The 20,085-nt window shown below is 54.1% G+C and carries 29 protein-coding genes; 28 read left to right on the top strand and 1 reads right to left on the bottom strand.

The window, feature by feature from the left end:
• Positions 1-60 precede the first annotated feature (60 nt).
• From MF6394_RS01705 to MF6394_RS01580, 25 genes are all read left to right on the top strand, one after another.
• Entirely contained in the window at positions 61-750 is a 690-nt protein-coding gene (locus MF6394_RS01705; RefSeq protein WP_011923146.1) for a hypothetical protein, read from the top strand.
• A gap of 344 nt (positions 751-1,094) precedes the next feature.
• Positions 1,095-1,577, top strand: a complete 483-nt coding sequence (locus tag MF6394_RS01695; protein ID WP_078465975.1) for a hypothetical protein — start codon at positions 1,095-1,097, stop codon at positions 1,575-1,577.
• Between the two features lie 20 nt (positions 1,578-1,597).
• The gene (locus MF6394_RS01690; protein WP_078465974.1) at positions 1,598-1,909 is read left to right on the top strand and encodes a hypothetical protein; all 312 of its coding nucleotides are present in this window, start codon (positions 1,598-1,600) and stop codon (positions 1,907-1,909) included.
• A 955-nt stretch (positions 1,910-2,864) separates the two neighbouring features.
• Complete coding sequence (locus MF6394_RS01680; RefSeq protein WP_078465972.1) at positions 2,865-3,221, top strand: hypothetical protein; 357 nt, start codon at positions 2,865-2,867, stop codon at positions 3,219-3,221.
• Between the two features lie 396 nt (positions 3,222-3,617).
• Positions 3,618-3,950 (top strand): Arc family DNA-binding protein, encoded by a 333-nt coding sequence (locus MF6394_RS01675; RefSeq protein WP_011923151.1) that lies wholly within the window; start codon positions 3,618-3,620, stop codon positions 3,948-3,950.
• Positions 3,951-4,492: 542 nt separating this feature from the next.
• A complete protein-coding gene (locus MF6394_RS01665) occupies positions 4,493-5,128 on the top strand; it encodes a hypothetical protein (protein WP_078465970.1) in 636 nt (211 codons plus the stop codon).
• Positions 5,129-5,174: 46 nt separating this feature from the next.
• Positions 5,175-5,528, top strand: coding sequence for a hypothetical protein (locus MF6394_RS01660; protein ID WP_078465969.1), 354 nt, complete (start codon positions 5,175-5,177; stop codon positions 5,526-5,528).
• A gap of 90 nt (positions 5,529-5,618) precedes the next feature.
• Positions 5,619-6,194, top strand: coding sequence for a hypothetical protein (locus tag MF6394_RS01655; RefSeq protein ID WP_078465968.1), 576 nt, complete (start codon positions 5,619-5,621; stop codon positions 6,192-6,194).
• Positions 6,195-6,270: 76 nt separating this feature from the next.
• Positions 6,271-6,537, top strand: a complete 267-nt coding sequence (locus MF6394_RS01650) for a hypothetical protein (protein ID WP_078465967.1) — start codon at positions 6,271-6,273, stop codon at positions 6,535-6,537.
• Positions 6,538-6,835: 298 nt separating this feature from the next.
• Positions 6,836-6,988 (top strand): hypothetical protein, encoded by a 153-nt coding sequence (locus tag MF6394_RS34110; protein WP_161952149.1) that lies wholly within the window; start codon positions 6,836-6,838, stop codon positions 6,986-6,988.
• Between the two features lie 101 nt (positions 6,989-7,089).
• Positions 7,090-7,359 (top strand): hypothetical protein, encoded by a 270-nt coding sequence (locus MF6394_RS01645; protein WP_078465966.1) that lies wholly within the window; start codon positions 7,090-7,092, stop codon positions 7,357-7,359.
• Between the two features lie 31 nt (positions 7,360-7,390).
• Entirely contained in the window at positions 7,391-7,579 is a 189-nt protein-coding gene (locus tag MF6394_RS01640; RefSeq protein WP_078465965.1) for a hypothetical protein, read from the top strand.
• Between the two features lie 51 nt (positions 7,580-7,630).
• On the top strand, positions 7,631-8,500 hold the full coding sequence (gene rpoH / locus MF6394_RS01635) for an RNA polymerase sigma factor RpoH (protein WP_078465964.1): 870 nt from the start codon (positions 7,631-7,633) through the stop codon (positions 8,498-8,500).
• 361 nt (positions 8,501-8,861) lie between these two features.
• A complete protein-coding gene (locus MF6394_RS34105) occupies positions 8,862-9,017 on the top strand; it encodes a hypothetical protein (RefSeq protein ID WP_161952148.1) in 156 nt (51 codons plus the stop codon).
• Positions 9,018-9,697: 680 nt separating this feature from the next.
• Entirely contained in the window at positions 9,698-10,018 is a 321-nt protein-coding gene (locus MF6394_RS01630; protein WP_078465963.1) for a hypothetical protein, read from the top strand.
• 25 nt (positions 10,019-10,043) lie between these two features.
• Complete coding sequence (locus MF6394_RS01625; RefSeq protein WP_078465962.1) at positions 10,044-10,487, top strand: hypothetical protein; 444 nt, start codon at positions 10,044-10,046, stop codon at positions 10,485-10,487.
• Positions 10,488-10,641: 154 nt separating this feature from the next.
• Positions 10,642-11,016: a hypothetical protein gene (locus tag MF6394_RS01620; protein ID WP_153045977.1), complete on the top strand. Its 375-nt coding sequence runs from the start codon at positions 10,642-10,644 to the stop codon at positions 11,014-11,016.
• A gap of 586 nt (positions 11,017-11,602) precedes the next feature.
• The gene (locus MF6394_RS01610; protein WP_078465959.1) at positions 11,603-11,848 is read left to right on the top strand and encodes a hypothetical protein; all 246 of its coding nucleotides are present in this window, start codon (positions 11,603-11,605) and stop codon (positions 11,846-11,848) included.
• Positions 11,849-11,878: 30 nt separating this feature from the next.
• The gene (locus MF6394_RS01605; RefSeq protein WP_078465958.1) at positions 11,879-12,418 is read left to right on the top strand and encodes a hypothetical protein; all 540 of its coding nucleotides are present in this window, start codon (positions 11,879-11,881) and stop codon (positions 12,416-12,418) included.
• Positions 12,419-12,504: 86 nt separating this feature from the next.
• Complete coding sequence (locus MF6394_RS01600; RefSeq protein WP_078465957.1) at positions 12,505-12,987, top strand: hypothetical protein; 483 nt, start codon at positions 12,505-12,507, stop codon at positions 12,985-12,987.
• A 2-nt stretch (positions 12,988-12,989) separates the two neighbouring features.
• Positions 12,990-13,361, top strand: a complete 372-nt coding sequence (locus tag MF6394_RS01595; protein ID WP_078465956.1) for a hypothetical protein — start codon at positions 12,990-12,992, stop codon at positions 13,359-13,361.
• Between the two features lie 83 nt (positions 13,362-13,444).
• Positions 13,445-13,861, top strand: coding sequence for a hypothetical protein (locus MF6394_RS33675; protein WP_153045976.1), 417 nt, complete (start codon positions 13,445-13,447; stop codon positions 13,859-13,861).
• Positions 13,858-15,798 carry an AAA family ATPase gene (locus MF6394_RS01590; protein WP_078465955.1) on the top strand — a complete coding sequence of 647 codons (1,941 nt, stop codon included), beginning with the start codon at positions 13,858-13,860 and terminating at the stop codon, positions 15,796-15,798. Before MF6394_RS33675 ends, MF6394_RS01590 begins: the two co-directional genes overlap by 4 nt.
• A 100-nt stretch (positions 15,799-15,898) precedes the next feature.
• Entirely contained in the window at positions 15,899-16,426 is a 528-nt protein-coding gene (locus tag MF6394_RS01585; RefSeq protein WP_153045975.1) for a hypothetical protein, read from the top strand.
• Between the two features lie 254 nt (positions 16,427-16,680).
• Positions 16,681-17,655 (top strand): hypothetical protein, encoded by a 975-nt coding sequence (locus tag MF6394_RS01580; protein WP_078465953.1) that lies wholly within the window; start codon positions 16,681-16,683, stop codon positions 17,653-17,655.
• A 162-nt stretch (positions 17,656-17,817) separates the two neighbouring features.
• On the opposite strand, the gene MF6394_RS01575 is transcribed toward MF6394_RS01580, so the two are convergent.
• The gene (locus tag MF6394_RS01575) at positions 17,818-18,624 is read right to left on the bottom strand and encodes a cold-shock protein (RefSeq protein ID WP_078465952.1); all 807 of its coding nucleotides are present in this window, start codon (positions 18,622-18,624) and stop codon (positions 17,818-17,820) included.
• Positions 18,625-18,771: 147 nt separating this feature from the next.
• Here MF6394_RS01575 and MF6394_RS01570 point away from each other — a divergent pair, with 147 nt between their 5' ends.
• From MF6394_RS01570 to MF6394_RS01560, 3 genes are all read left to right on the top strand, one after another.
• Positions 18,772-19,236 carry a hypothetical protein gene (locus MF6394_RS01570; RefSeq protein WP_078465951.1) on the top strand — a complete coding sequence of 155 codons (465 nt, stop codon included), beginning with the start codon at positions 18,772-18,774 and terminating at the stop codon, positions 19,234-19,236.
• A gap of 45 nt (positions 19,237-19,281) precedes the next feature.
• Entirely contained in the window at positions 19,282-19,659 is a 378-nt protein-coding gene (locus tag MF6394_RS01565) for a hypothetical protein (RefSeq protein ID WP_078465950.1), read from the top strand.
• A gap of 170 nt (positions 19,660-19,829) precedes the next feature.
• Entirely contained in the window at positions 19,830-20,084 is a 255-nt protein-coding gene (locus MF6394_RS01560) for a hypothetical protein (RefSeq protein WP_078465949.1), read from the top strand.
• Position 20,085: the final 1 nt, after the last annotated feature.

Here is a 20,085-nt window from a genome sequence, read left to right as displayed (position 1 = left end):
GAGCTTCTGCCACGCGCAACACACTATGACAATGATGACCATCAACTAAGAGGGCGCATCATGCGAAATCAACCAGATTCAGCACAAACACTGAGAGGGGCGAAGGATGTTGGATCACTTGCCCCCCTGGATCGCATCCGCTTGCGCGCTCAACTGGGGATGGCCGACGATGTCACTGCATCTAACATCCGTCGAGCCACAGCACTGCTGATTCAGCGCATTGCCGACTACTACACAGTCATCCAGTACACGGGCCCTTCCTACGTTTACGGTAGGGTCAATAGCGATTACCCCTCAGCTCTCAAGGCTACCGCCAGTCACAACTACATGGATGGCTCTTGGAGTTATCGAGAGATGACTCCTGCTCATCCGACCTGCACGAATGAGTCACTCTTCAATGAGGCTGGCTGGATGTGCATCGACACAGCATGCCGCCTGGCCGCCTGGGAGATGTCTGAAGAGGTACCAGAGGCTCGCCCGATCCTCGACCAAGCCCGATATGCGGTGAAATCCCTTTGCGAGGCACGTGAAGTCTCAGAGTTGAACTGGCAATCATCGCGCCGGCGGTTGGGGACACCGGGCATTCAAAAGGTCATCAAGCGCATCACCGCAAAGCTCCGATTCGTCCGAATTGGCAAGGGTGCAGTCAGGCCGGTCGTCATCCCACAAGAGTTGATCTCAATGGTCAACTCTTACCGGAATATCACTGATTGGTCTGCTGAAGATCAACAAGTCGCACTCGCCGGGTAACGGCATTTTATTCACCCACTTAACGCAGGTATCAAACATGAGCAGGATTTGGACGGTAGTTCGTTTCCCAAATGGCAGCTGGAGCTATGGCGGGTCGCCAAGCGATCCTGACTATTCGGAGTGCGATATCTACTCAATTGAAGCTGTCAGCCCTGAGGCGGCAGTCAAGTCGGCTCAGTCAAAACGCTCTGCGAGCCTTCGCAAGGCAAAACGGCAGGCCGATAAGGATGCATCACCGCCGGCAGCACCTATCTGCTAATTCTGCGGGATTGTGGCACACAGAACATGGCCACAGAATTACTCCATCAAGCAATGACTTGGTAACAACTGAGGAGGCAGAGACCATGCTGAAGAGCGTCAAGAGAGTGTTGGCCAGGGCGTTAGACCGAGCAGGCCTTGCCGTGGCATCTGCGGAGCACGCGTATAGCCACTTCGGTGACGATTTCACACGCTGGACGGTGTGCACGCATTGGGCGGAAGGTTTCTTTGAAGGTCTGGCCATGGGAATGAAAGAAGTGCGCTCCCACCAGCCCTCCTTCAATCCCGATTACCAGCCAAGCGTACGATTCAAAGTGGCAGGCAACAATCTGCTGGTTGAAGTGGACTTGTCCACCGCCGACGGCACCGTTAAGCCGGTTCTGAGCACCCTGAGCTACGGCGAGGCAATGGCTGCCGCATCGGGACTGAAAACGCTGCGCGGTACCGGTGTATTTGCACTAAATGACGAACAAGCTGCCGCCTTCATTCGCGCCACAGAAGAGCTCAAGGCTGCCCGTATCTACGAACCACCAAGGTCGCACAGCACTACTCGCCCGGCCACTCGATAACTGACACAGAGGAACACAATATGATCCAGGCACCAACCATCAACACTCAAGCGGCTCAAACCAACCTGACAGCCATCGCAGCCTGCATGGACGAAATGGCAATTCAGATGATTGAATCTGCCGACGTCCTGCGCACATCGGCAATGACCAGCGTCATCGGTAACTCGATTGCAGTGACCGTGAGCGGCATGAAGGATCGTGCACATCAGATCCAGGGTATGACTGCCGAATTCCGCCTCTCCGGTGACATGGCAGCTTTCGATGCAGCCTGCCAGCTGGCAGGCTGGCATCCAGATCCACAGGCACTCGAAAACCTTCATGGCGGTCATTGACTGTGTGGCGTGAGCCCGCGCAGTCCGTATTACTCGCTGCTAACCCGTGGGTGAAGGTATGCGCCCTGGCTTTGACTTGGCAATTTGGTGGGTTGGCCGCTTGAAACAAGCCTGCGAGAACCTGCTCGATTGCCAATATTAGAATTCAATTTCCGGTGGCATCGCCGCCATCTTTTAGATATACCTGTTCCTAACGCAGCCACCAGGATTGGCTGGGGGCATCCGCCTCCCGGCAAAAAAAATGAGTAAAACCGGAATTCTCGACAGCAAGGACTTAGCTAGAGGGGTCGATATCGCTTCATCTCTGGACTTGAGATTCGAATCCAGGCGAGAGAGGCGAAAAGCGCGGATCCACCTGACCCTAATCATCGCAACAGCTGCAGTGACCGCAGTTAATCTGCTACCCGGGTTCCAGGCACCACTGATCTGGGCCGGCTGCGCAGTCTCAGCTTTACTCCTCGCTCGCAGACTCCCCACGGTACGATCCTCACTTCGCAGGACGGCGGCCACCAAAGAATCAGCTCTTCAGATCCAGTCTCTCCTGATTGAGTCTGGCCATGACGAGCAAGCTTTCGCATTCAAGGTCTCCAAGTTTCAACCCAAAATGCGTGTTCGGGTTGTTACGGTCACCAAGGACAACTGCTTATCACTACGTACCTACAGCGTGATGCCGGGCTCAACCGCAACGCTGGAAATTGAGAACCGCCAGGTCTACGTCAAGAGCTGGCTGGGTAAGACCTTTGGAGATAAGTGGACCCAGCTGGCACAGGACCGCGGTATCTCCACTCCGAGGGCTCGATCTCCTCAGCTCAGATTTAAAAGCCACCCAGCAAACACCCCTGGAATGACTCATTAATCATGGACTAATGCTTCCTGAATTATTCCCACTAGGTGGTTCTGGCACATGCTGGGAGACCTGATGATGGCTCCATCAACTTACAGATGGAGTCATCACTTGAACCAGCTAATCAATCTCGCCACCCGCGAAGGCATAAGCTCTGCTGAGCTATTCGCTACCTTTGACTCCGACATCGCCGGCGAGACCTTCACCTTCGCGATTCATCGTCACCTCTCCTCCAGCACTCACATCAAGGTATCTGAGCTGCACACCGGTATGGGTGTTGCTGAGATCCCCTTTGAAGCCCTGGTACCTACAGAGTCGCCAGTCTTTGTGGACACTGAGCTTGCTTTGCAGGGCCAGAACGCCCTTGAGCAGCTCATCAGTAACCGTGGCGAGCAACTGGTCGCCAACGTTCTGATCAACAATCGGTTGGTTGCACAAGTGCTCAACGAGCGCGGGCAAATGCATTGAAGGCCACTCGACTGTGGGTACCTGAACCAGCGGACGCATGGATTGGCTACTGTCGGTATGAACCTAGTGCAGGCGGGTGCGTTACTCACTTATTTCGCTCCGCCGGGACAACAAGCCTTTGCGGCGTAACCCTGACTGAAGACACAGGGCAAAACTATGCCGTAGCCGGATCTGTCAGCTGTAAGCGCTGCACCAGGATCATGGTGAATGCGCTGAGCACGTCCAAAACATCCTGAAATTCGGGAACCTGTTTTGGCTGGCGTTTCGGCTCCATATCAATACTATTTAGCCACTAGGCATACGGAATAATGATATTTCGGGGTGCTGGTGGCACGCACAAACAAGCCTAAAACTGTGCGACATGAGCCGAACTCGACGGCATGAAAAGAGGAACACATGATGACCACACCCAAGCTAGCACCCTTCAATAGCCGCACAGCTGACAAGTTCGTTGTCCGCCTCCCTGACGGAATGCGTGAGCAGATTGCCGACATAGCCAAAGTACACCATCGAAGCATGAACTCCGAGATCATTGCCCGCCTGGAGACTAGTTTGGCGGAAGAATCCCAAGCAGCCGCAATTCAGGTTGATGCCTCCAGCCTGACTGCAGGCGAGAAGCAACTCATTAAGGCCTTCCGGAACATGCATGGCCCGCACCAGAAAGCCATTCTGGAATTGATGACCATCAAGCCGGCATTAACCGAAGTTTCCCAGTCGCGCGTTGCCTAACACCAACTCGCACAAAGCCCGGAAGAACCTCGTAAAACGAGCTAGCTCCGGGCTTTTTTATGTCTATCAATCGCCACCACCGACGTCCCGCTCAGAAATAAGGAGAAAGGTATGGACCACGATTTAGAGCACTGTGACAATTGCTGGACCGAACTCGAAGCTTCACAAATTGGACTGTGTGATAGCTGCCAAGGCGAAGAAGGAGTCATCGCTAAGGACGCAGGGCCCTCCGTAAACATCATCAAAGCGGCTTTTCGAGACGCCAGCTTTTTTTCCCGGCCAGACACCAGATTTTCCAAGAAAGCACACATCGTGCTGGATGGTTCAAATCCCGCCTGTGGGCTTCGAACAGTGCTTTGTGACAAAGAGCCAGCAGTGGGAATTTCAAAGTTCCTCCGGTGCCAGCGAAAGGGTTGCTGTGAGCACTGGCCGACGGCGGTTCCGGAGGACAAGGAGTTCCATTAGGCAATTCACCTCAAGGGCTTCTGCCACATGAAAGACCAGTTGACCATTGCTCCATTAACTAACTGGAGCAAGTCCTGATGAAAACAGCACAAGCCACCCCCCTAAACCTCAACCAGGCCTTTCATCTCTATAACGCTCAAGGCGTTGTCCGAAATGTGAGCGCTCGAGCTCGGGTTTGCATTCAGGGCCGATCGGAGCAATTTGTTAAGGTCATCCTTCTCGCTGATTACACAACCTCCTATTGGGATCCTAAGCTCGCAAGCGCATATGCAGTTGCTGCAACGTTTGTCCTCGACGGGATTTCCGAGCGTTCCTATCAAAAGGCTGTAGACCATGCCATTCGACAACACGGGCGAGGCCCAAACGGCCAAAGCCAACGCTCTGAGATGCAGGCGCTGTGTGACTTGATCGCGAGCGGGAGCGCGGTGTGCATCCAGCGGGATGTCGACCTGATCACCACCCTGCAGCAATGCAATCTGCTTGTTCCTGCAATGGAGGCCACTTTGGCTGCTATCCCAGCCCAGACTATGTACGACGCCGATCGTACTGTTGCTGGGATCAAGGGAGAGTTCACTGCTGATCACGTATCGCAGCTGGTAAGCATCACCATGGGTGAAGGCACCACTAACTTCTCCCGCGAGCGTCTCGAACAGGAGTCCAAAGGCGGCGAGCATGCCAACTGGCGGTTCGAACAGAACAAAGTGGCCGCGTAGAGCATACCAGGGGGCCCGGCGCCCTCCCCAAATCAGGGAGGTCTTCATGCGCAAGCATCATCCACCGTTCGCCAAGCACGCCCCGCACATCCAGGCCGCTCTCGATCGTGCCAAACAAGAAAAGGCCGATGGCGTGATATCAGGTTTTCGACTTGTGCATGATGGTGCACAGCTGCTGCCAAAGGCCGGCGGCTTCACATACGGCCGAATCGGCTTTGAAGACGAAACACCCATCCAAACAACTCGGATCAAGACTGTTGGTGCCGATATCATCACGACGGACAGTGGTCGTCGCTATGTCATCGCCGATTACCACGACGACGCCGCTGCCGATCTTAAAGCATTGAGAGCCAACATCCGGAATCGAAAGAAGAACCCAACATTGGTTCTTGCGAGCTAGAAAACCCGGGTGAATTAAATCTGTTCCGCCCGCTTCTGGCACACGTTGGACGCTCTTCTAATAGGGGTATCAACTAATCAGGAGCGCAACATGGAACACATCATCACCCCAGGCAACAAGTGGATTCCCGCGGCGAAGATCGTTGCAGAGACACCAACCACGGGTGACGAGAGCGGCTTCTACAAGCGCTTTGCTGGCGGCATCCTCTTCTACTCCCTGGATGGACAGGTCTTTGCCTGCTTGGTCACCAATCGGCATGGAGAGCGCTTCTTCGTTACGGCCACTGCGAGGGTTGAGGGCATCTTATTCATGCACAGCACCTGCAGCATCACGGAAAAGAAGTTAGGGCTGACTGGACTGGGCCTTCGGGCAGAGCTTGAGCTCGCTTCCAACATCGTCGATGAACTGGACTTCCTCAAGGCTAACGGCACCATGCTCAAGCTTGGTGTGACCTTCGACCAGTACGTTGCCATGGCCAACCGCGAGACAACCACGCAGGAGTGCCTGGCAGCATTTCATGAGGCTGGCCTCACAACTGAACTGCAAGGGATTGAAGACGACGGCTACCTTCTGGCAACACGTCTGGGCCGCACCATGCTTCACGCCGCTGGCTACCAGAATGCGAGCGGCATGTGGGTAAAGACGCCAGACAAAATCGCAGCCTAAGTCCACGCGGGGGATTCTGGCATGCCTGAATCCCATTCAATCTTCAACTTCTAGCCATCCAGAAAGTGAGCCAATCATGAAATATCTGTTCTGCAACCGCGTGAACTACACCTGGGCCGGGTTCGTACTGAGCATTCTGTTATCGAACGTTGCCGTCCTCGCCCTGCTGCATACCGGTCTGATTCAGGAAGCGCCGAACGAAACCGTTGCATTGGTTTTTGCATCTTTGGTCGTAACCCCGCTGATGCAGCTGGCTCGCAACACTGGTATCCCGATGCCGACAAAAATGCGAAATGGTCACTTACTTGGGCCGATGCACGCATCTTCATGCTGGCCTTGCTGATGGACTGCCTGGCGCGCAGTAGTGCAGCTGCGCTGCTTAGCATGGTGAGCTCTGTTGACCCCTTAACCCCGGCGCTCACCCAGGGCTTGTCTTGGGTAGCTTATGTTGTGGCCGCGGTCCTGATCGGGCGATATTTGACCCAGCGTATTCAACCGGCGCCGTTGCTTGCTAAAGAAACCCGAGTTTAGAGGGTTTTGATCCCCAGTTTGGGTAGCACTCAGAGCGCCTGGGTCAATAGACTGAGCCGAACAGCAATTTCATTTTCGACACCGACTTCCGGGAACTGGAGGAACAAACCATGAAGGATTGGGTATCTTGGGATCGTAAAGGCCGCCCAGTAACTGGCTTGATTGATGTCCGCTACAACGACGGAAAGGAGTTTTTCAAGAAGCTCGCAGAGGATTGCTATTGGGGCACCGACAGCCTAATCGCATTCTGGCGCAAGGCTTAGGATCCTCAAGTTCGCGCGACAATCCCAATCTAGTTGAAGGTGGTTCTGGCACACCCAGGCTCACCCCACAATCCCCTCATCAACTTCTGAGGGAACTAAAAATGCAACTGATCGACAACATCAAACGCTCCATTCAGGCTGGCATCGCTCTGAAGAACTTCAAGGCAGCGAATGGAATGGATGGCCGCATGTGGTCGGCCGATTTGATTATCAATGGAGTAAAAGTCGGGCATCTGGTGGACCAAGGTCTGGGACACCTCGATACGTCATGCACTGACGAGTGCGGTATCAGCTGTGTGCTCTGCACTCAAACAATCAGGCTACGACCTAGCACCGGGAGACGACTTCCCTCTGCCCGTACCTACCAATGACTTCGGTTTTTTTGAGGAAGCTATTGGGCTTATGGCCGCAGAGTTGGAGGATTTGAAGGCTCTGAGGAAATCGATCAAGCAGAAGATTGTGTTTGAGCTGAGCGACGGTAAAACATACGAGATTAAGGCCGCATACACCTCGATGCTTGGCGAACTTGTACGCAAGGAACATGGCGACAAGCTGACATGCATCATCAATGAAGAGCTTGCCGCTCTCTAAGTAGACTGCCCGCCGGGACGGCGGGCCACCACTCTCTCCAGGAATGCAACATTGAACACTTCAACACTATCTACCAAGGCGGCAGCCCAGATCCCGATGGTCCCGGGATCGAACCTCGATGCTTATTTGACCGTGATTCACTCGATACCAAACATGAGTGCCGAGGAAGAGCGACGTTTGTCTGAGCGACTTGTAGAGCACAATGACATGGACGCAGCGCGCCAACTCGTTACATCCCAGCTTCGCTTTGTCGTGCATATCGCGCGAAGCTACTCAGGATATGGGTTGCCTTTAAGCGATCTGATCCAAGAGGGCAACATCGGGCTGATCAAAGCCGTGAAGCGATTCAATCCCGCAGCTCAGGTCAGACTCATCACTTTCGGAGTCCACTGGATTCGCGCAGAGATCAACGAGTTCATTATCCGCAACGGTCGAATGGTTCGCCTGGCGACCACGAAGGCTCAGCGAAAGCTGTTCTTCAATCTGCGCAAGCAACCCCGGTCCCGCAACTGGCTTACTGCCGATGAGACGAGGCACATCGCCGACACCCTCAATGTGAGCGTACTCGACGTTAAGGAGATGGAGACGCGCATGGCAGGGAACGACACGTCGTTTGACCCTGCCGCAGATGCAGATGATGAATCGGCATACCTCACCCCGGCCCATCAGATTGGAGACCACCGTTACGATCCTGCCCATCAGTACGAGAGTGAGGCCGACACTTCGACAGATGATTTGCATGAGGCGCTCAACAGTTTGGACGAGCGCAGCCGAGACATACTTGCGCAGCGATTCCTTTCGGAGAGCAAAGCGACACTCCATGACTTGGCGACCAAGTACAACGTATCAGCTGAGCGTATCCGCCAAATCGAAAAGCTGGCCCTAGCCAAGCTCAAGGTCGCCATTCCTCTGGCAGCGTAACCCTGAAGGTAGACTCAAATTGGAAATCAAAGACAAAATTCAGTTGGCAAATTGGCTCAGGAGCGGTGCCACCTTGGCGGAAGTCGAGCGCTCGCCTACAACAGGCCGGGTGGGTAATCGAAGGTTCAGCTCACGGGCTGTGCGAGCCTTCACGTTACTCTGGACATGGTCAGCGCCTCGCTTCGGGGGGCATGCGGGGCTTGTTCAGGACAACTTCTATCACCGATGCGGGCATAACGCCCTGGTACGGCGCCGCGGAAGAGCACTGGCAATAGCCGCCAAGCTCTCGGCTTAAACCTACCCACTTCTGGCACGCGGGGCTCCGACTGAGAATTACGGTTCTCACAAAAGGAGCCCCAGGATGAACAAGGTTACGTTCTCTCCAGATGCCCGCCTGAACATCACTATCATCACAGCGGATGAGTGCAAAGGCATCTATGGCATTGCCAATTACGGTGGCCGCCGGCAACAAACCCCAGTTCAATGGGTACCTTCTGAGCCAGCGCTCCAGACCTAACAGGTCAACTTTCACCTATCAGGATCAAAATGCTCCGAAGGTCATGAAGAGATCGACGGTGACACCTGACGCGAGCTTGAGGCGAACGGCGAGCGATGAATTCCTCAGCCTGCTACTCAAAGGGTAATGCGCCGAGGAAGCGGCCAACCTATGTAAGGCCACGCTCTGACAGCTCTAGCTTCATGTTGGTAGCCCCAGGTTCAAGCCAGGCTTTAATGCAAAGTCCTTCGCTGCACGCGTGTAAGCTAAGGCCATGTGCCAAGACAGAAGTCAGGAATACCTCATGTCCGATCCAGCCGTAGCAGCCGCGCTATGCCTCTTGCTTACCTGCACGCCCGCACTTGCCCAGAACCCAGCACGGGGTTGCGTTCTGCTTAACCCTGTTCAGCCCAACGTAGTCACAGCCAAGGATTTATCGTCAAAAGATCTTTGCACCCGCGACGGGAAGGCCATAAGTTCGGTCAGCGTCGGTAACTCCCAAGCTTGGGAAGGCAAGCTTGTACCACCCTATAACCGCGTAACCATGCGGGCTAAAGGCGAACCCGTCGAGACGAACGTTACGTTTCAGACTCCCAGCGCGACCTACCAAGTCCACATAAAACCATAGGTTGATTGTCCCCGGTTCTGGCACGTCAACATCGGCGGTTCAATGGAGTAAATCACTTCTAGGAATTGCTGCGATGTCATACGATCCGGACCAAACCATCGAGCGGATGGTCAACCACACGGCAGAAGTGGGCGGCCATCGATACCGTACGGTTCGTTTGAACGGGGGGAAAATACCTCTTTGCACGGCCACGTACAATTACCAACAACTGGATGAGACCAAAGAGATGGTCGCAAGGCGGATCGCCGCACTTTGGAACCTGACTCAGGGAATCGGAACAGCAGATCTTGAACATCTGGTTTCAAAAGGAATGACACTCTCCAAACTGATGGATATGGCGCTGGAGAATATCCGCAACAGGGGTTCTGCCACACCTGGTAAGGCCAAACAATAGGCCCATCAACCAAACAGGTGACCCCATGAAGTCAGCAGCACAGCAAACCCCACTGTTCTCCTCTTCCCTACTGGTGAGTGCCGGCATCACAGATCTGTCGAAGATTGTCAGCCTATCCTTTGACCTGCAGCCGCAGATCAATAAGCGCTCCATCACCTACCGCGAGCAAACGACGGTGTATGTTGATGACATGGTGGCTCAGGTTCGCCTAGTCGTAAAGCTCAAGGTTGAAAGCAAAAAGCGTGGGGCTAAGCGAGTCCAGCTGCCGGATAGTTACCCTGACCTACAGGTGGCGCGCCTGGTGGGCTACGACCCTGTGAAGCATGTCTGGGGGACTGTGAGTCATACAACCAACACCCTGCCTGAGCCAGAGCTTCATGAAGCCTGGCAGGCGCATCAAGAACTTGAAGCTGTCCGAGCCGGCATGAAGCAGAACGACCCTTACACTTGGTATCCCATCGCTAAATAGAACGCGAAGACCGCACTAGCAGGGCTCGCCCTGTTTTTGGGGGAAGGTTAGGCACAACCGCCTTACCTATCCTGAAAACCGCGACCCCATTTTGGGTTTGTCCTTGCCCCTCCGAACCTCATCATGCGTCGGCCCTAACGTCAGGTACGTATTAATGAGAAGCCCCACCCTTAACAAAGCTCGCCTGCCATGGAGGCGAGTAGCTCTCTCCGCCATGATGATTGCCCTCCCGGCCTATGCAACAGCTAAAACGTTGGAGGTACAGAACCTCCAGCCAATAACCTCGGGAATGAATGGAATTGTTGTCCTCAAGGTAGTGGGGTCAGCATCTTCCTGTACCTATATGGGGAAGCTGGTTCAAATAGCAGCCGGCCAACCGAATGAGAGATGGGTCGTAAAAGCTGATCAGCGCGTCTGCCTAAAGTCGGCGCGTGGGGATATGACGATGGCAAAGGTTGAAGCCCTGGCTCCAATCAACACCTTCCCGATTCCGAAAGAGAGCAACCTCACCCTTTACGTCCGGGAATAGGTCAGCGAACACACTGGGGGCGGATAAAAAGATTCCGCATGCAGAATCTTTCTGTGAGGGTTGGGGCACATCTGTTTACGGTTAAGACTTACCGCTCAAATTCAGAACGAGTAATGCGTAATGGGACATCCAACCGCCTACAAGACCCTATCTGGCCTGCTCAGGGCCACGGAGAGGGTATTAAGGGACAGCCACCAATCGATCCGCCACACATTCGATGGTTTGTCCCGGGGGATGTGGCTCAAGAACGCTGAGTATGTTGCCGATACCCAGTTTGGGGATACCAGCGGCGTTGCTGAGCTACGCCGTAAGTGGTCCACGAGCCGGCCCCAGGACTTGATAGGCGGGAATGCTCTCTTCGGAATGCCCTTGCCTACACGGGAGTACGCAGCTGGCGACAATATACCTGGCTGCGGATTGGTCCAGGATGTCCATGGCGAACAGCTCAAGATCAATGGGCAGTGGTATCACAAGCGGTGCTTTAACTCCAAGGAAACAGCATAGAAACCCGGCACCTATCGTGCACCAATCCTTACTGTTTCAGCACACCGGCAAAGATGGAATTCAGATTTCAGGAGCTTCACCAATGAACCGCACCACCACTCTGCTGCTTGCCGCAGTCGCGTCAGCTGCAACATTAAAGCTGATCGCGAAGACCCAGGCTCAGGGCACTGACGTAATTCTGGCCACGGCGAAGATGGTTCGCAACGATATGCTGGCGCTTGAGGCGCATGTCAACGCTACCGGTATTGATGTGGGCCAAAACCCACTGTTCCATATGGTCCAGCATGACTATCCGTCTGCAGGCCCTTTAGCAACTCTGCCGGCATAAGCGTAGAACACATAGCTGAGGTACCAACAAATGACCGAATTCAACAGCCAGTACGACCGTGCCGTCTGGTCTCAGAAGCTGGTCACTTACTACTTCATCGACGTCAACATGCTCACGCAGGCAATCCATAATGCCCTGCCGATGCCCGCGCGGGCAGCACACCCGCCCGAACACATCGCCGCCATGCTCACAAGTGACTTGGCCATGTTCCCCGAGCGCGGAGCGGGCTGGTACCGCAGCGTTGGTAGCCGGGAGTTCCTGGGGATCATCCTGTTTGTCCGACGTTTCAGCCGATGGATGAAGTCTCTGGGCGCCTCGTTAGGGTATGACGTCGACTCTATGCTTATGGAAGATGACTGGGTGGATTCACTCCCAGAGCTCCAGCCCGTACTTTGGGGGCTGATGGATCGTGTCCGCTCGGACCTTCAATCCGCGAAAGCGATTACTGACATCGGGTCAATCGAGGCCGCATTTCAAGTGCTGATTCGTTCTGTGGACGCGGGGGAGCACCCTCACCAGACCTTTGTAAGGGCTGAGAGAGTCACCCAAGGACTTCGGCTAGTTGGTTGAGAGCAACAGTAGGGCTTCAACGCACCACCCGGTTCTGGCACGCACCAAGTTGCCGCATGCTGGCTTCATATTCAACGGAGCCTGACATGAAATACCCAAGCCCGCCCCAACTCCAAGCCCTGTACGAAAGCAACGAAGAGCTCATTCAGAACCTGACTCAGCAAATGGTCATTTCTGCCCAAGACATTCAGGGCATCAACAAGAACATTCTGACCCGCCTGGCGAGTGATTTCTGGGGAATGATCTCTTCTAACGCACGGGCTGAGATGATGAGTCACAGCCACCACTTTGTGCGTAGCTGTGCCCGGATAGGGCAGCAAGATCTTGAGAAGGCCCTGGCAACACCAATTGCTGACCTTTCAGAAGGACACCTCGTAATGCTGCGGCAAGACCTCTGTCGGCGAGCGGCTGAGATGGAAGCCGATCCCGTCATCCAAAAAGCGGTTCTGGTTCGAGGTTCAGCTGAAAACGCTGATCTGGCATCCTTGAATGTTCAGTTACACGCCGTGCGTTGTCGCCTGGCCGCAATCGGTAAGCCCGAATCCCCCAAAACCTACATTTGGATCTGAAAATGGGTACGTTTGCCGCTCAGACACGCAATAGCATCACCTTCGGTGTGAAGGTGCAAACTCGCACCGCCCCGCGCACCCTGAAGATTCGTTCGGTGTTCACCCGGCACAGCCGGGCGGTCACAGATCGGGAGTGCTCCGCAGCTGCATCCGACATTGCCCTGACTCTGCGCCAGCAGCTGCCTGTCCAATGGCTGCTTGAGGGTGGTGACAGTTTCGATTTTGATCTGGCTGCCATCATCGACGGCCTTGATGCAATCAAGCCATTTGGCTACCCAGAGGATCCACCAGGTTTAGCCCTTGATGATCTGAACGAGCAGCTAGCCAAGCTGCTTGATTGGGCTGACGATGCTGAGATAAAGCTCATTCCCTGAAGCTTTACCCATGATCGACAAGCACGGCTTCTGCCACACTGTGATCAGGGGCAATGTGTCTCATCAATTTAGAGGCATTTCCCATGCATAACCGGCTCAATCATTCCGAAATTCACATAGTGCGCGAAGCGGCCGTAATGGCAGTTTTCAGTCTTTATGGATATCTCGGTGCGGGCGCGCGTCTGATACGCGCTCTTGAGGCGCTTGCTGGGTCAAAGAATTACGTGGCAAGCCCATTCAACGAAAGAATGGACATTTTCCAGGTTTCAATCTTTGAAAAAGGCCCGGATGCCCTGTTACGCCTACAAGTTGTACACTCTCCGGACCATAATTCAGTGCACCAGTTGGCTTCGCTACCAGCTGATACACCTGGGTACTGGACCGCGGTATTGGAAGCCACAGCACTGAATGGTCCCTTCAGCTTGGTCTCACTAACGATTGAAGGCCAAGATATGAATCTGAACACACAATCGACGCTGTCAAATAGCTCAGCACAATGACACCGAAACTTACTCTTTTCCTACCGCTGGAAATCGACAAAGCCGAGGAACTTGCTGCTGTGGACTCACGGTCGGCTGAGTTATTCCACCAATGGTCAGTTCATGAAATCGCTAGTGCGGCTGTAATCCAGAACTCAACTGCTTTTGCTGGCCACAACCTCAGAGCTGACAAAACCGAGAAGGCTCTAGCCGAACTCATCAGCATCGGCATTCAGGTTGAGCGATCCAACGGCCAGGGTGAGTTTGGTCGGCTTATGGCCGAGCGCTTCAACCGAGATAACTTCAATACAGGCCTAAATGACCTTAAACGAATCCCCGCACGTCTTCTAGATCCCGAGCTGATTTCAAAGGGCGGTTTTGTTTTCCCCAATGGGGAGTGGAATTTTGAATTTAAGCGCCAGCTGTCAGCCCAGTTAAATCCCTTCACTGAGAAATTTGTTACTAATGACGGGAAAGAGTTCACCCTGACTAACCAGCAGGCCCGCACCTTCAGCGTTTTTCGAGGTGAGCTTGATGAGAGCATGGACGTCCAGGCACTGGCGGGGACAGGGAAAACCTATCTGATCGAGCGGATGGTCGATAGCCTAAGCAGGTATCGCCCTCTTCTCCTAGCGTACACTCAGGTTCAGCTCCAAGCCCTGATGGCTCGCATTGGTCCAAATCGTGTAACTGGGATGACTTTCGGGCAACTAGCTACCGAGTGTCTTGAGCGAGACCAGAGCAAGCCATATCGCCGGGCAGGTAAGCGCGCATGGTCTACCCACCAGCTCGCACCCTCACTGGCTGCTGAGCGCCTTGGGTTTGGGCCAGTAGGTTCAATGGCACCCTGGCAAGTGGCCCAGACATGCAACCGCATGGTGATGAGGTTCTGTTTTAGTCGGGACACAACGCTAGATACTCGCCACATCCCCCCATTGGATACCAAACTATCCGAGTTGGATAAAATCGCCTTAGCTCAATATGCCCAAGTGTTCTGGCAACAAACTATAGAGCCTACGGATCCTCGGATTGAAATGCCTCTGCGTGGTTACCACCGAATCAAGCACCTGGCGCTGGCGCTCGATACGTTCATAGACCCGGGCTACACCCACATCATCATTGACGAGAGTCATGACCTCACGTGGCCCATGTGCGCATTCCTGGATCGCTGCCCACAGCCCGTGATCACTCTCGGCGACGCATGCCAGAGGCTGGATGGAAACCTGAGCAAACGCTCGCCGGCTACCCGAAGCCGCGAGGTCGTTCACTCCATAAGGGCAGGTAGGCAGATTGAGGGTGTAGTGAATACCCTGATCGACCAGAATCCAGTGGTTCGAGTTGCCCACATGGAGGGCAGTCGAGAGCGTGACACCAAAGTCATCTACTACGACAACGCCGAGATCCCAACCGAGCCGGCCACGATACTCTGCAACTCCGAATGGGGCCTATTCGAGTGGTTCCAGCGCTTAGGCAATGCCGGGGCAAAATTCAGTCTTCTGCCAGGCGCAGACAAAGCGTTCAGGCTGTTCGTGCTTGATTGCATCGAGCTGTTCAACAAAAGCGTTCGGCCGTCGCACAGTGCACTGTTCAAGTACACAAGCTGGGCGTCCCTTGTGAAGGACATGGCCAAGGATGACCTGGCCTTTATCCGTATAGAACGCATGCTCAAGAAGGGTTACAAAGCCACCGATTTCGAAGCATCGCTTTTGTGGCTCGATGCTACTGGCCGCGCCCCTATCAAACTCGGACGAGTTGCGGATGCTCGAAACGCAGAGGTCGACACTGTAATGCTCGCACCTGACCTCTTATCGAGGATTGAGTCCGGCGACCGAATGGGCGCTGCTAAAGCGCTGGCTGCCATTTACACCGGCGGCACTCGGGCACGCTTCAAGTTAATCGTGCCTGGAGAGGTTCGTGATTGGGCTACGGATCTGTCTGCGAAATCCAAAAAATCCTGACCCCCCGGTTCTGGCACTACGTGGAGGACTCCATCATAGGCACTCACCTAATCACTGAGGCATCTGTATGACGGAACGAAGCACACCAAAGACCGCGGAGATGATGCAACAAGTGCTGGCAAAAGGGTGGGCCCCTGATGAAAACCTACCAGCAGAAAATCTCGAATTTGTGCCCGTATGGATTTACTCGTACGGTTACGAGGCTGGTTGCAGGCTCCACGGCCAAATGTTGAAAGCTATCTATGAAAATGGCCTACCACAGGATTTCCTGTCCTCTCTCACCCTGAACGCCGGTGATGAGTACGCTAACAAATTAGCGATTTTCGATACCCGTTCATCAGGTGCTACAGAAGAAGACAAGCAAAACCTGTTGGCTCACATGTTCAACTTCACCCGTGGAACACGTCTCTGGGGCACACTTCCCTCGTACACCATGGTTCCAGGCGTACATGTTGTTGTGGTCGACTGGAACACCCGCTCCAACGGACACGTTCTCGTTCAAGCAGGTGCAATCCAAGCTGAGTTAATGACACCACATCAAGTCACCAACGCAGCCCAACTTGCGATGGAAGCTCACCTTGCACGCCACCCTAGTGATAGACCTCGCAGCAGGGCTCATGCCCATTGAATTTTGGCAACGTGTTTTGGGTAGTTGTGCTGGCACAGTGATGTTTTAATCAATTTGCCCAGGGGTGGGCATGCAAGTCACCAGCTTCACGGCCTTGAGCACGTTGCTGGAGATTTCGAAGCCTTCGGGCATCCCCTAAATTTATCGGCCCACGCCTACACCCCCAGGCGTGGGTTTTTTTTGGCCTGCGATTCTGGCACGCCGCAACTAGCTTGATCATTGGCCTCAGTCAATTAGCCATCAGGATCCAGATCATGAACACTGCCACCAGCAAATCGAGTTGCACCATTCCACCTAAATTAGATGAGCGCGAGACCGAAATGCTAGCGACCCGTGTCCGCGCTGCGTGTTTTGAATCACTGGGTTGCGCTGATATGTCGTACGCCCGGGCGGGCGTTTCGTTTGAGCAGGACGGACGCTTTACTAAGGCCAAGCACAGTGGCTTTACGGTTGCATCTATGATGGGTCGTTTCTCGAAAGAGGTGCTGCTCAATACCATCCGCTCGAATATCGCAGATAGCACCCGCCAGGTCGCGAATGAAGTCTTCCCCAGACTGAAGAACTCACTACTGCTTCCGCGGGGCCACGTTATCGGCTACGACGTCGACGCAAGCGTGCTTCAAGTAGCACAACGAGGTAGTCGCAGGATCACCGCCTATGTGTTCCGGCCGCTGGGATCTTCCGGGGATTCTTTCTACAGCGAAATTCACTTGGATTTGCAGGCGTGCCAGGCACAGATCACTTTCAAGATCGGCGACCGGTGGGGCGGCGGCCCTACAATCCTTCCGGCTAACCAAGGGACACTTCAGGCCGACACCTATAGCGAACTATGCGAAATCGTGTCACTTACCTTTAATGGGGCTTATAGCGCACACCTTGCTGGAAAGGCTGATTCAGATCCTCAAGTCGAAACGTGTCCAGTGTGCAATGGTGCTGGGGACAAGCGGATCGGTTGGACGAGTCGTTACAAGTGCCGTGCATGCGACGGATCTGGCAGCTACCCGGATCCAGTTCGAGTGGCTGGCCTACTAGACTCACGAGAAGCCCAAGCGCTGTTTTACGCAATAGACGCAGCCAGTCATCGTGACGGCATGGTCATGGCTGGATTATCAAATCTTGGTCTGGTTAGCGGGTGCCGTAGTGGAGACAACGCTTCCCACCTTACTGAACTGGGGATTGAAGTGAAGAAGGCGCGCGAAGTTTCTGGCGATTCGGCGAAAGTTGGTTGAACCATGCCCGTACAGCGGCAGACGCGCGACGAAAAAGAAATGGGTGTTTTGGGTGGTCATTCAAGAACAAGCCGTTACTCTGTAGAACAGGTGCCAAGGATGACACCCAGTCTCATCGTGTTAAGTAATCCGCGTCCCCTCCGCGGTCCTGAGCCGGATGACCTACTCCCCTGGGTCATCCGGCCTTTTTTTGTCTTCAATTCGGTCAGCAGCCAACCGCCCCTTGATGAACTTCACCCCTTGCCGGTAAAAAAACAGACAAGAAAGCCCAAGTATCTTGAGTAGGGTTAGTGACCAAGACCAAATTAGTCCCAGGATAAACTTGACCTTTGCGGGTTCTATCAATCTAGTTTCGTTTGCCGACAGCTCCCACGTTTCGCTTCGAGGGACTGTCTTGCTTTGCCACCAGTCGTGAAGATCCTGCATCTGCGCTTGAGACTCCATGATGGCCGCTGGATCTGAGCTGAGTCTGACGACTTTCACAATGGCGTACTGACCTGTAAAGCGGTGCATGGTGAAGCGGTAATTACTGCATGCGGCTGAGTCGGTGTACTTCTCAAGCGAAGCAAAGATCACAGCATTCGCGCCATTCTCCTGAGCCTGAGCCACCAACATCCCGCGTGCTAGATTGGGATCGTTCGACTGTGCCCAGCCATCCCCGGTGATCATCATGACCTCCATCCCTTTCGGAGCACCGGATTTCGACCAAACAAAATTGTCGGGATTGGTATAAATCAGGGTTGGTCCGATTCCTGGAAGAACATGCCTGGCCTTCGACCCTTTGGGGGACGGAGTAGGAACGAAGGTCACTCGCTGGCCGGATGTCAGAGGCTCGCCACCCTTGACGTCCTTCTGATGGACGAAATATCGCTCGCCATCATCACCGCTGATGAAACCGTAGCCTTTCGAGGCAACAAAACTGATCACCTCACCTTCAATACTGCCGGCAGCGATATTTTCCTGATCCACAAACACATCCTTTAAATCCGATGTGGGGGATTCTACCGGCACTGAGCTGACACAACTCTAAACGTGGTTGTTCTTTTGCTAGGGGGTTCTGGCACATGCGAGGAGGCATGAATATGGCTCCACCAAACACGCACTGGAGCTGTCACCATGTCCACCACCACACTCTTCCCATATCACCCAACTACAGGCCTGCGCCTGGAAAAGACCATCGAGTTCATTCCAGCTGGCGTACCTCAGCAGATCTTCAAAGAGGCCGGCAAGACGCAGTTCGAGTTTACCGGCGGCTCGCAGCTGAACTGGGACGCATCTGAAACTCAGCAGGTGGGTGATGATGTCTACCTCGCGGACTCTGATGGCACCGAGTGCCTTCTTAGCGAAGCAGTTTGGAGTGAGATTGAGGGAGATAGCATCGCTATTGAAATCCCCGGCACTCACACCTCAGTGGTGTGTGCGAACTCCCTTCGAGATCAACTGCGGGAGCTCGCAAGCTCCGCTCGTGAGGCTGTGCTCGACGTTGAGCAGGGGACTGATCCAGAGGCATCTACCATCGCGCTGAAAGCCCTGCTTGTGAAACTCGGCCTGTGGGAAGAGTTCGAGCCGGACGCTGAATAAACAGATGGCTGTGGAGCCTGCGGGCTCCTTTAATCTGGAGGAAACATGACAGCTACTTCAACACTACAAAATGAGCCAGCATCTGCAGCTCATGTCCTGATTTTTGCTGATGTTCACGATCTTGGTAACATTTCGGATGGATTGATTGGCCCAGAGTTCTACCCTTCGGCCCACGCGGCATTGATGCGGTTTGTTGGGTATGCCCTCCCACATATCACTGCAGATCAATCGCTGTTTGATTCATGCGCTGCACGACTTGCCGCTGAAGGGCACGGTGAGTTCCAGGAACCCGGTTCTCTGCAATTTGAAAACGTGCAGTCTCTTCCCACCGTCGCACTTGAAGTGTTGGCCGACACATACGCCAGCGCCAGGCAGTGGGATAGCTACCAGTGTTTCTTCAAGATCGCTCGAATCCCAACCTGACCGACCTCCCCTCTTGCTTATCGCTTCGCCACGCCAGACGGTTCGAGGGGAGCTCAATTCCTCAAGACCACGCCACACAACCAGAAGTCCTGAAAATGCTGCCTCGTTTTGGCTGGTGGCACAAAGCCTTTCCACACACAATCCAATTACCAACTCATGAGGGCAGGACAATGACATTCGACCTGACGCGGTTTCTGGAAAAAGCTGGCACTGTCGCAGGAATCTCCGGGGCTGTGCTCTTGTCGTTGAATGTCACCTACTCCTCTTACGGTTACGTGTTGTTCTTGGTGAGCAGCGCGATGCTTGCTGGTCATGCCGGTAGAATAAAAGCTCGCTGGCTGCTCACCTTGCAAGCCTGCTTCCTGCTGACAAACATGAACGGCATCTATCATTGGATCCTTTTGCCCGCGATGGGTGGTCAGTAGC

The organism is Pseudomonas sp. MF6394 (assembly GCF_002018845.1).
Lineage (GTDB): Bacteria > Pseudomonadota > Gammaproteobacteria > Pseudomonadales > Pseudomonadaceae > Aquipseudomonas > Aquipseudomonas lactis.
Note: the sequence above shows the minus strand (reverse complement) of the source record. Positions and strands in the feature narration are given on the sequence as shown.

Excerpts from the sequence above, each read along its gene's own strand:
- MF6394_RS01705 (WP_011923146.1), top strand. The coding sequence starts at position 61 with ATGCGAAATCAACCAGATTCAGCACAAACACTGAGAGGGGCGAAGGAT.
- MF6394_RS01695 (WP_078465975.1), top strand. The coding sequence starts at position 1,095 with ATGCTGAAGAGCGTCAAGAGAGTGTTGGCCAGGGCGTTAGACCGAGCA.
- MF6394_RS01690 (WP_078465974.1), top strand. The coding sequence starts at position 1,598 with ATGATCCAGGCACCAACCATCAACACTCAAGCGGCTCAAACCAACCTG.
- MF6394_RS01675 (WP_011923151.1), top strand. The coding sequence starts at position 3,618 with ATGATGACCACACCCAAGCTAGCACCCTTCAATAGCCGCACAGCTGAC.
- MF6394_RS01665 (WP_078465970.1), top strand. The coding sequence starts at position 4,493 with ATGAAAACAGCACAAGCCACCCCCCTAAACCTCAACCAGGCCTTTCAT.
- MF6394_RS01660 (WP_078465969.1), top strand. The coding sequence starts at position 5,175 with ATGCGCAAGCATCATCCACCGTTCGCCAAGCACGCCCCGCACATCCAG.
- MF6394_RS01655 (WP_078465968.1), top strand. The coding sequence starts at position 5,619 with ATGGAACACATCATCACCCCAGGCAACAAGTGGATTCCCGCGGCGAAG.
- MF6394_RS01650 (WP_078465967.1), top strand. The coding sequence starts at position 6,271 with ATGAAATATCTGTTCTGCAACCGCGTGAACTACACCTGGGCCGGGTTC.
- MF6394_RS34110 (WP_161952149.1), top strand. The coding sequence starts at position 6,836 with ATGAAGGATTGGGTATCTTGGGATCGTAAAGGCCGCCCAGTAACTGGC.
- MF6394_RS01645 (WP_078465966.1), top strand. The coding sequence starts at position 7,090 with ATGCAACTGATCGACAACATCAAACGCTCCATTCAGGCTGGCATCGCT.
- MF6394_RS01640 (WP_078465965.1), top strand. The coding sequence starts at position 7,391 with ATGGCCGCAGAGTTGGAGGATTTGAAGGCTCTGAGGAAATCGATCAAG.
- MF6394_RS34105 (WP_161952148.1), top strand. The coding sequence starts at position 8,862 with ATGAACAAGGTTACGTTCTCTCCAGATGCCCGCCTGAACATCACTATC.
- MF6394_RS01630 (WP_078465963.1), top strand. The coding sequence starts at position 9,698 with ATGTCATACGATCCGGACCAAACCATCGAGCGGATGGTCAACCACACG.
- MF6394_RS01625 (WP_078465962.1), top strand. The coding sequence starts at position 10,044 with ATGAAGTCAGCAGCACAGCAAACCCCACTGTTCTCCTCTTCCCTACTG.
- MF6394_RS01620 (WP_153045977.1), top strand. The coding sequence starts at position 10,642 with ATGAGAAGCCCCACCCTTAACAAAGCTCGCCTGCCATGGAGGCGAGTA.
- MF6394_RS01610 (WP_078465959.1), top strand. The coding sequence starts at position 11,603 with ATGAACCGCACCACCACTCTGCTGCTTGCCGCAGTCGCGTCAGCTGCA.
- MF6394_RS01605 (WP_078465958.1), top strand. The coding sequence starts at position 11,879 with ATGACCGAATTCAACAGCCAGTACGACCGTGCCGTCTGGTCTCAGAAG.
- MF6394_RS01600 (WP_078465957.1), top strand. The coding sequence starts at position 12,505 with ATGAAATACCCAAGCCCGCCCCAACTCCAAGCCCTGTACGAAAGCAAC.
- MF6394_RS01595 (WP_078465956.1), top strand. The coding sequence starts at position 12,990 with ATGGGTACGTTTGCCGCTCAGACACGCAATAGCATCACCTTCGGTGTG.
- MF6394_RS33675 (WP_153045976.1), top strand. The coding sequence starts at position 13,445 with ATGCATAACCGGCTCAATCATTCCGAAATTCACATAGTGCGCGAAGCG.
- MF6394_RS01590 (WP_078465955.1), top strand. The coding sequence starts at position 13,858 with ATGACACCGAAACTTACTCTTTTCCTACCGCTGGAAATCGACAAAGCC.
- MF6394_RS01585 (WP_153045975.1), top strand. The coding sequence starts at position 15,899 with ATGATGCAACAAGTGCTGGCAAAAGGGTGGGCCCCTGATGAAAACCTA.
- MF6394_RS01580 (WP_078465953.1), top strand. The coding sequence starts at position 16,681 with ATGAACACTGCCACCAGCAAATCGAGTTGCACCATTCCACCTAAATTA.
- MF6394_RS01570 (WP_078465951.1), top strand. The coding sequence starts at position 18,772 with ATGTCCACCACCACACTCTTCCCATATCACCCAACTACAGGCCTGCGC.
- MF6394_RS01565 (WP_078465950.1), top strand. The coding sequence starts at position 19,282 with ATGACAGCTACTTCAACACTACAAAATGAGCCAGCATCTGCAGCTCAT.
- MF6394_RS01560 (WP_078465949.1), top strand. The coding sequence starts at position 19,830 with ATGACATTCGACCTGACGCGGTTTCTGGAAAAAGCTGGCACTGTCGCA.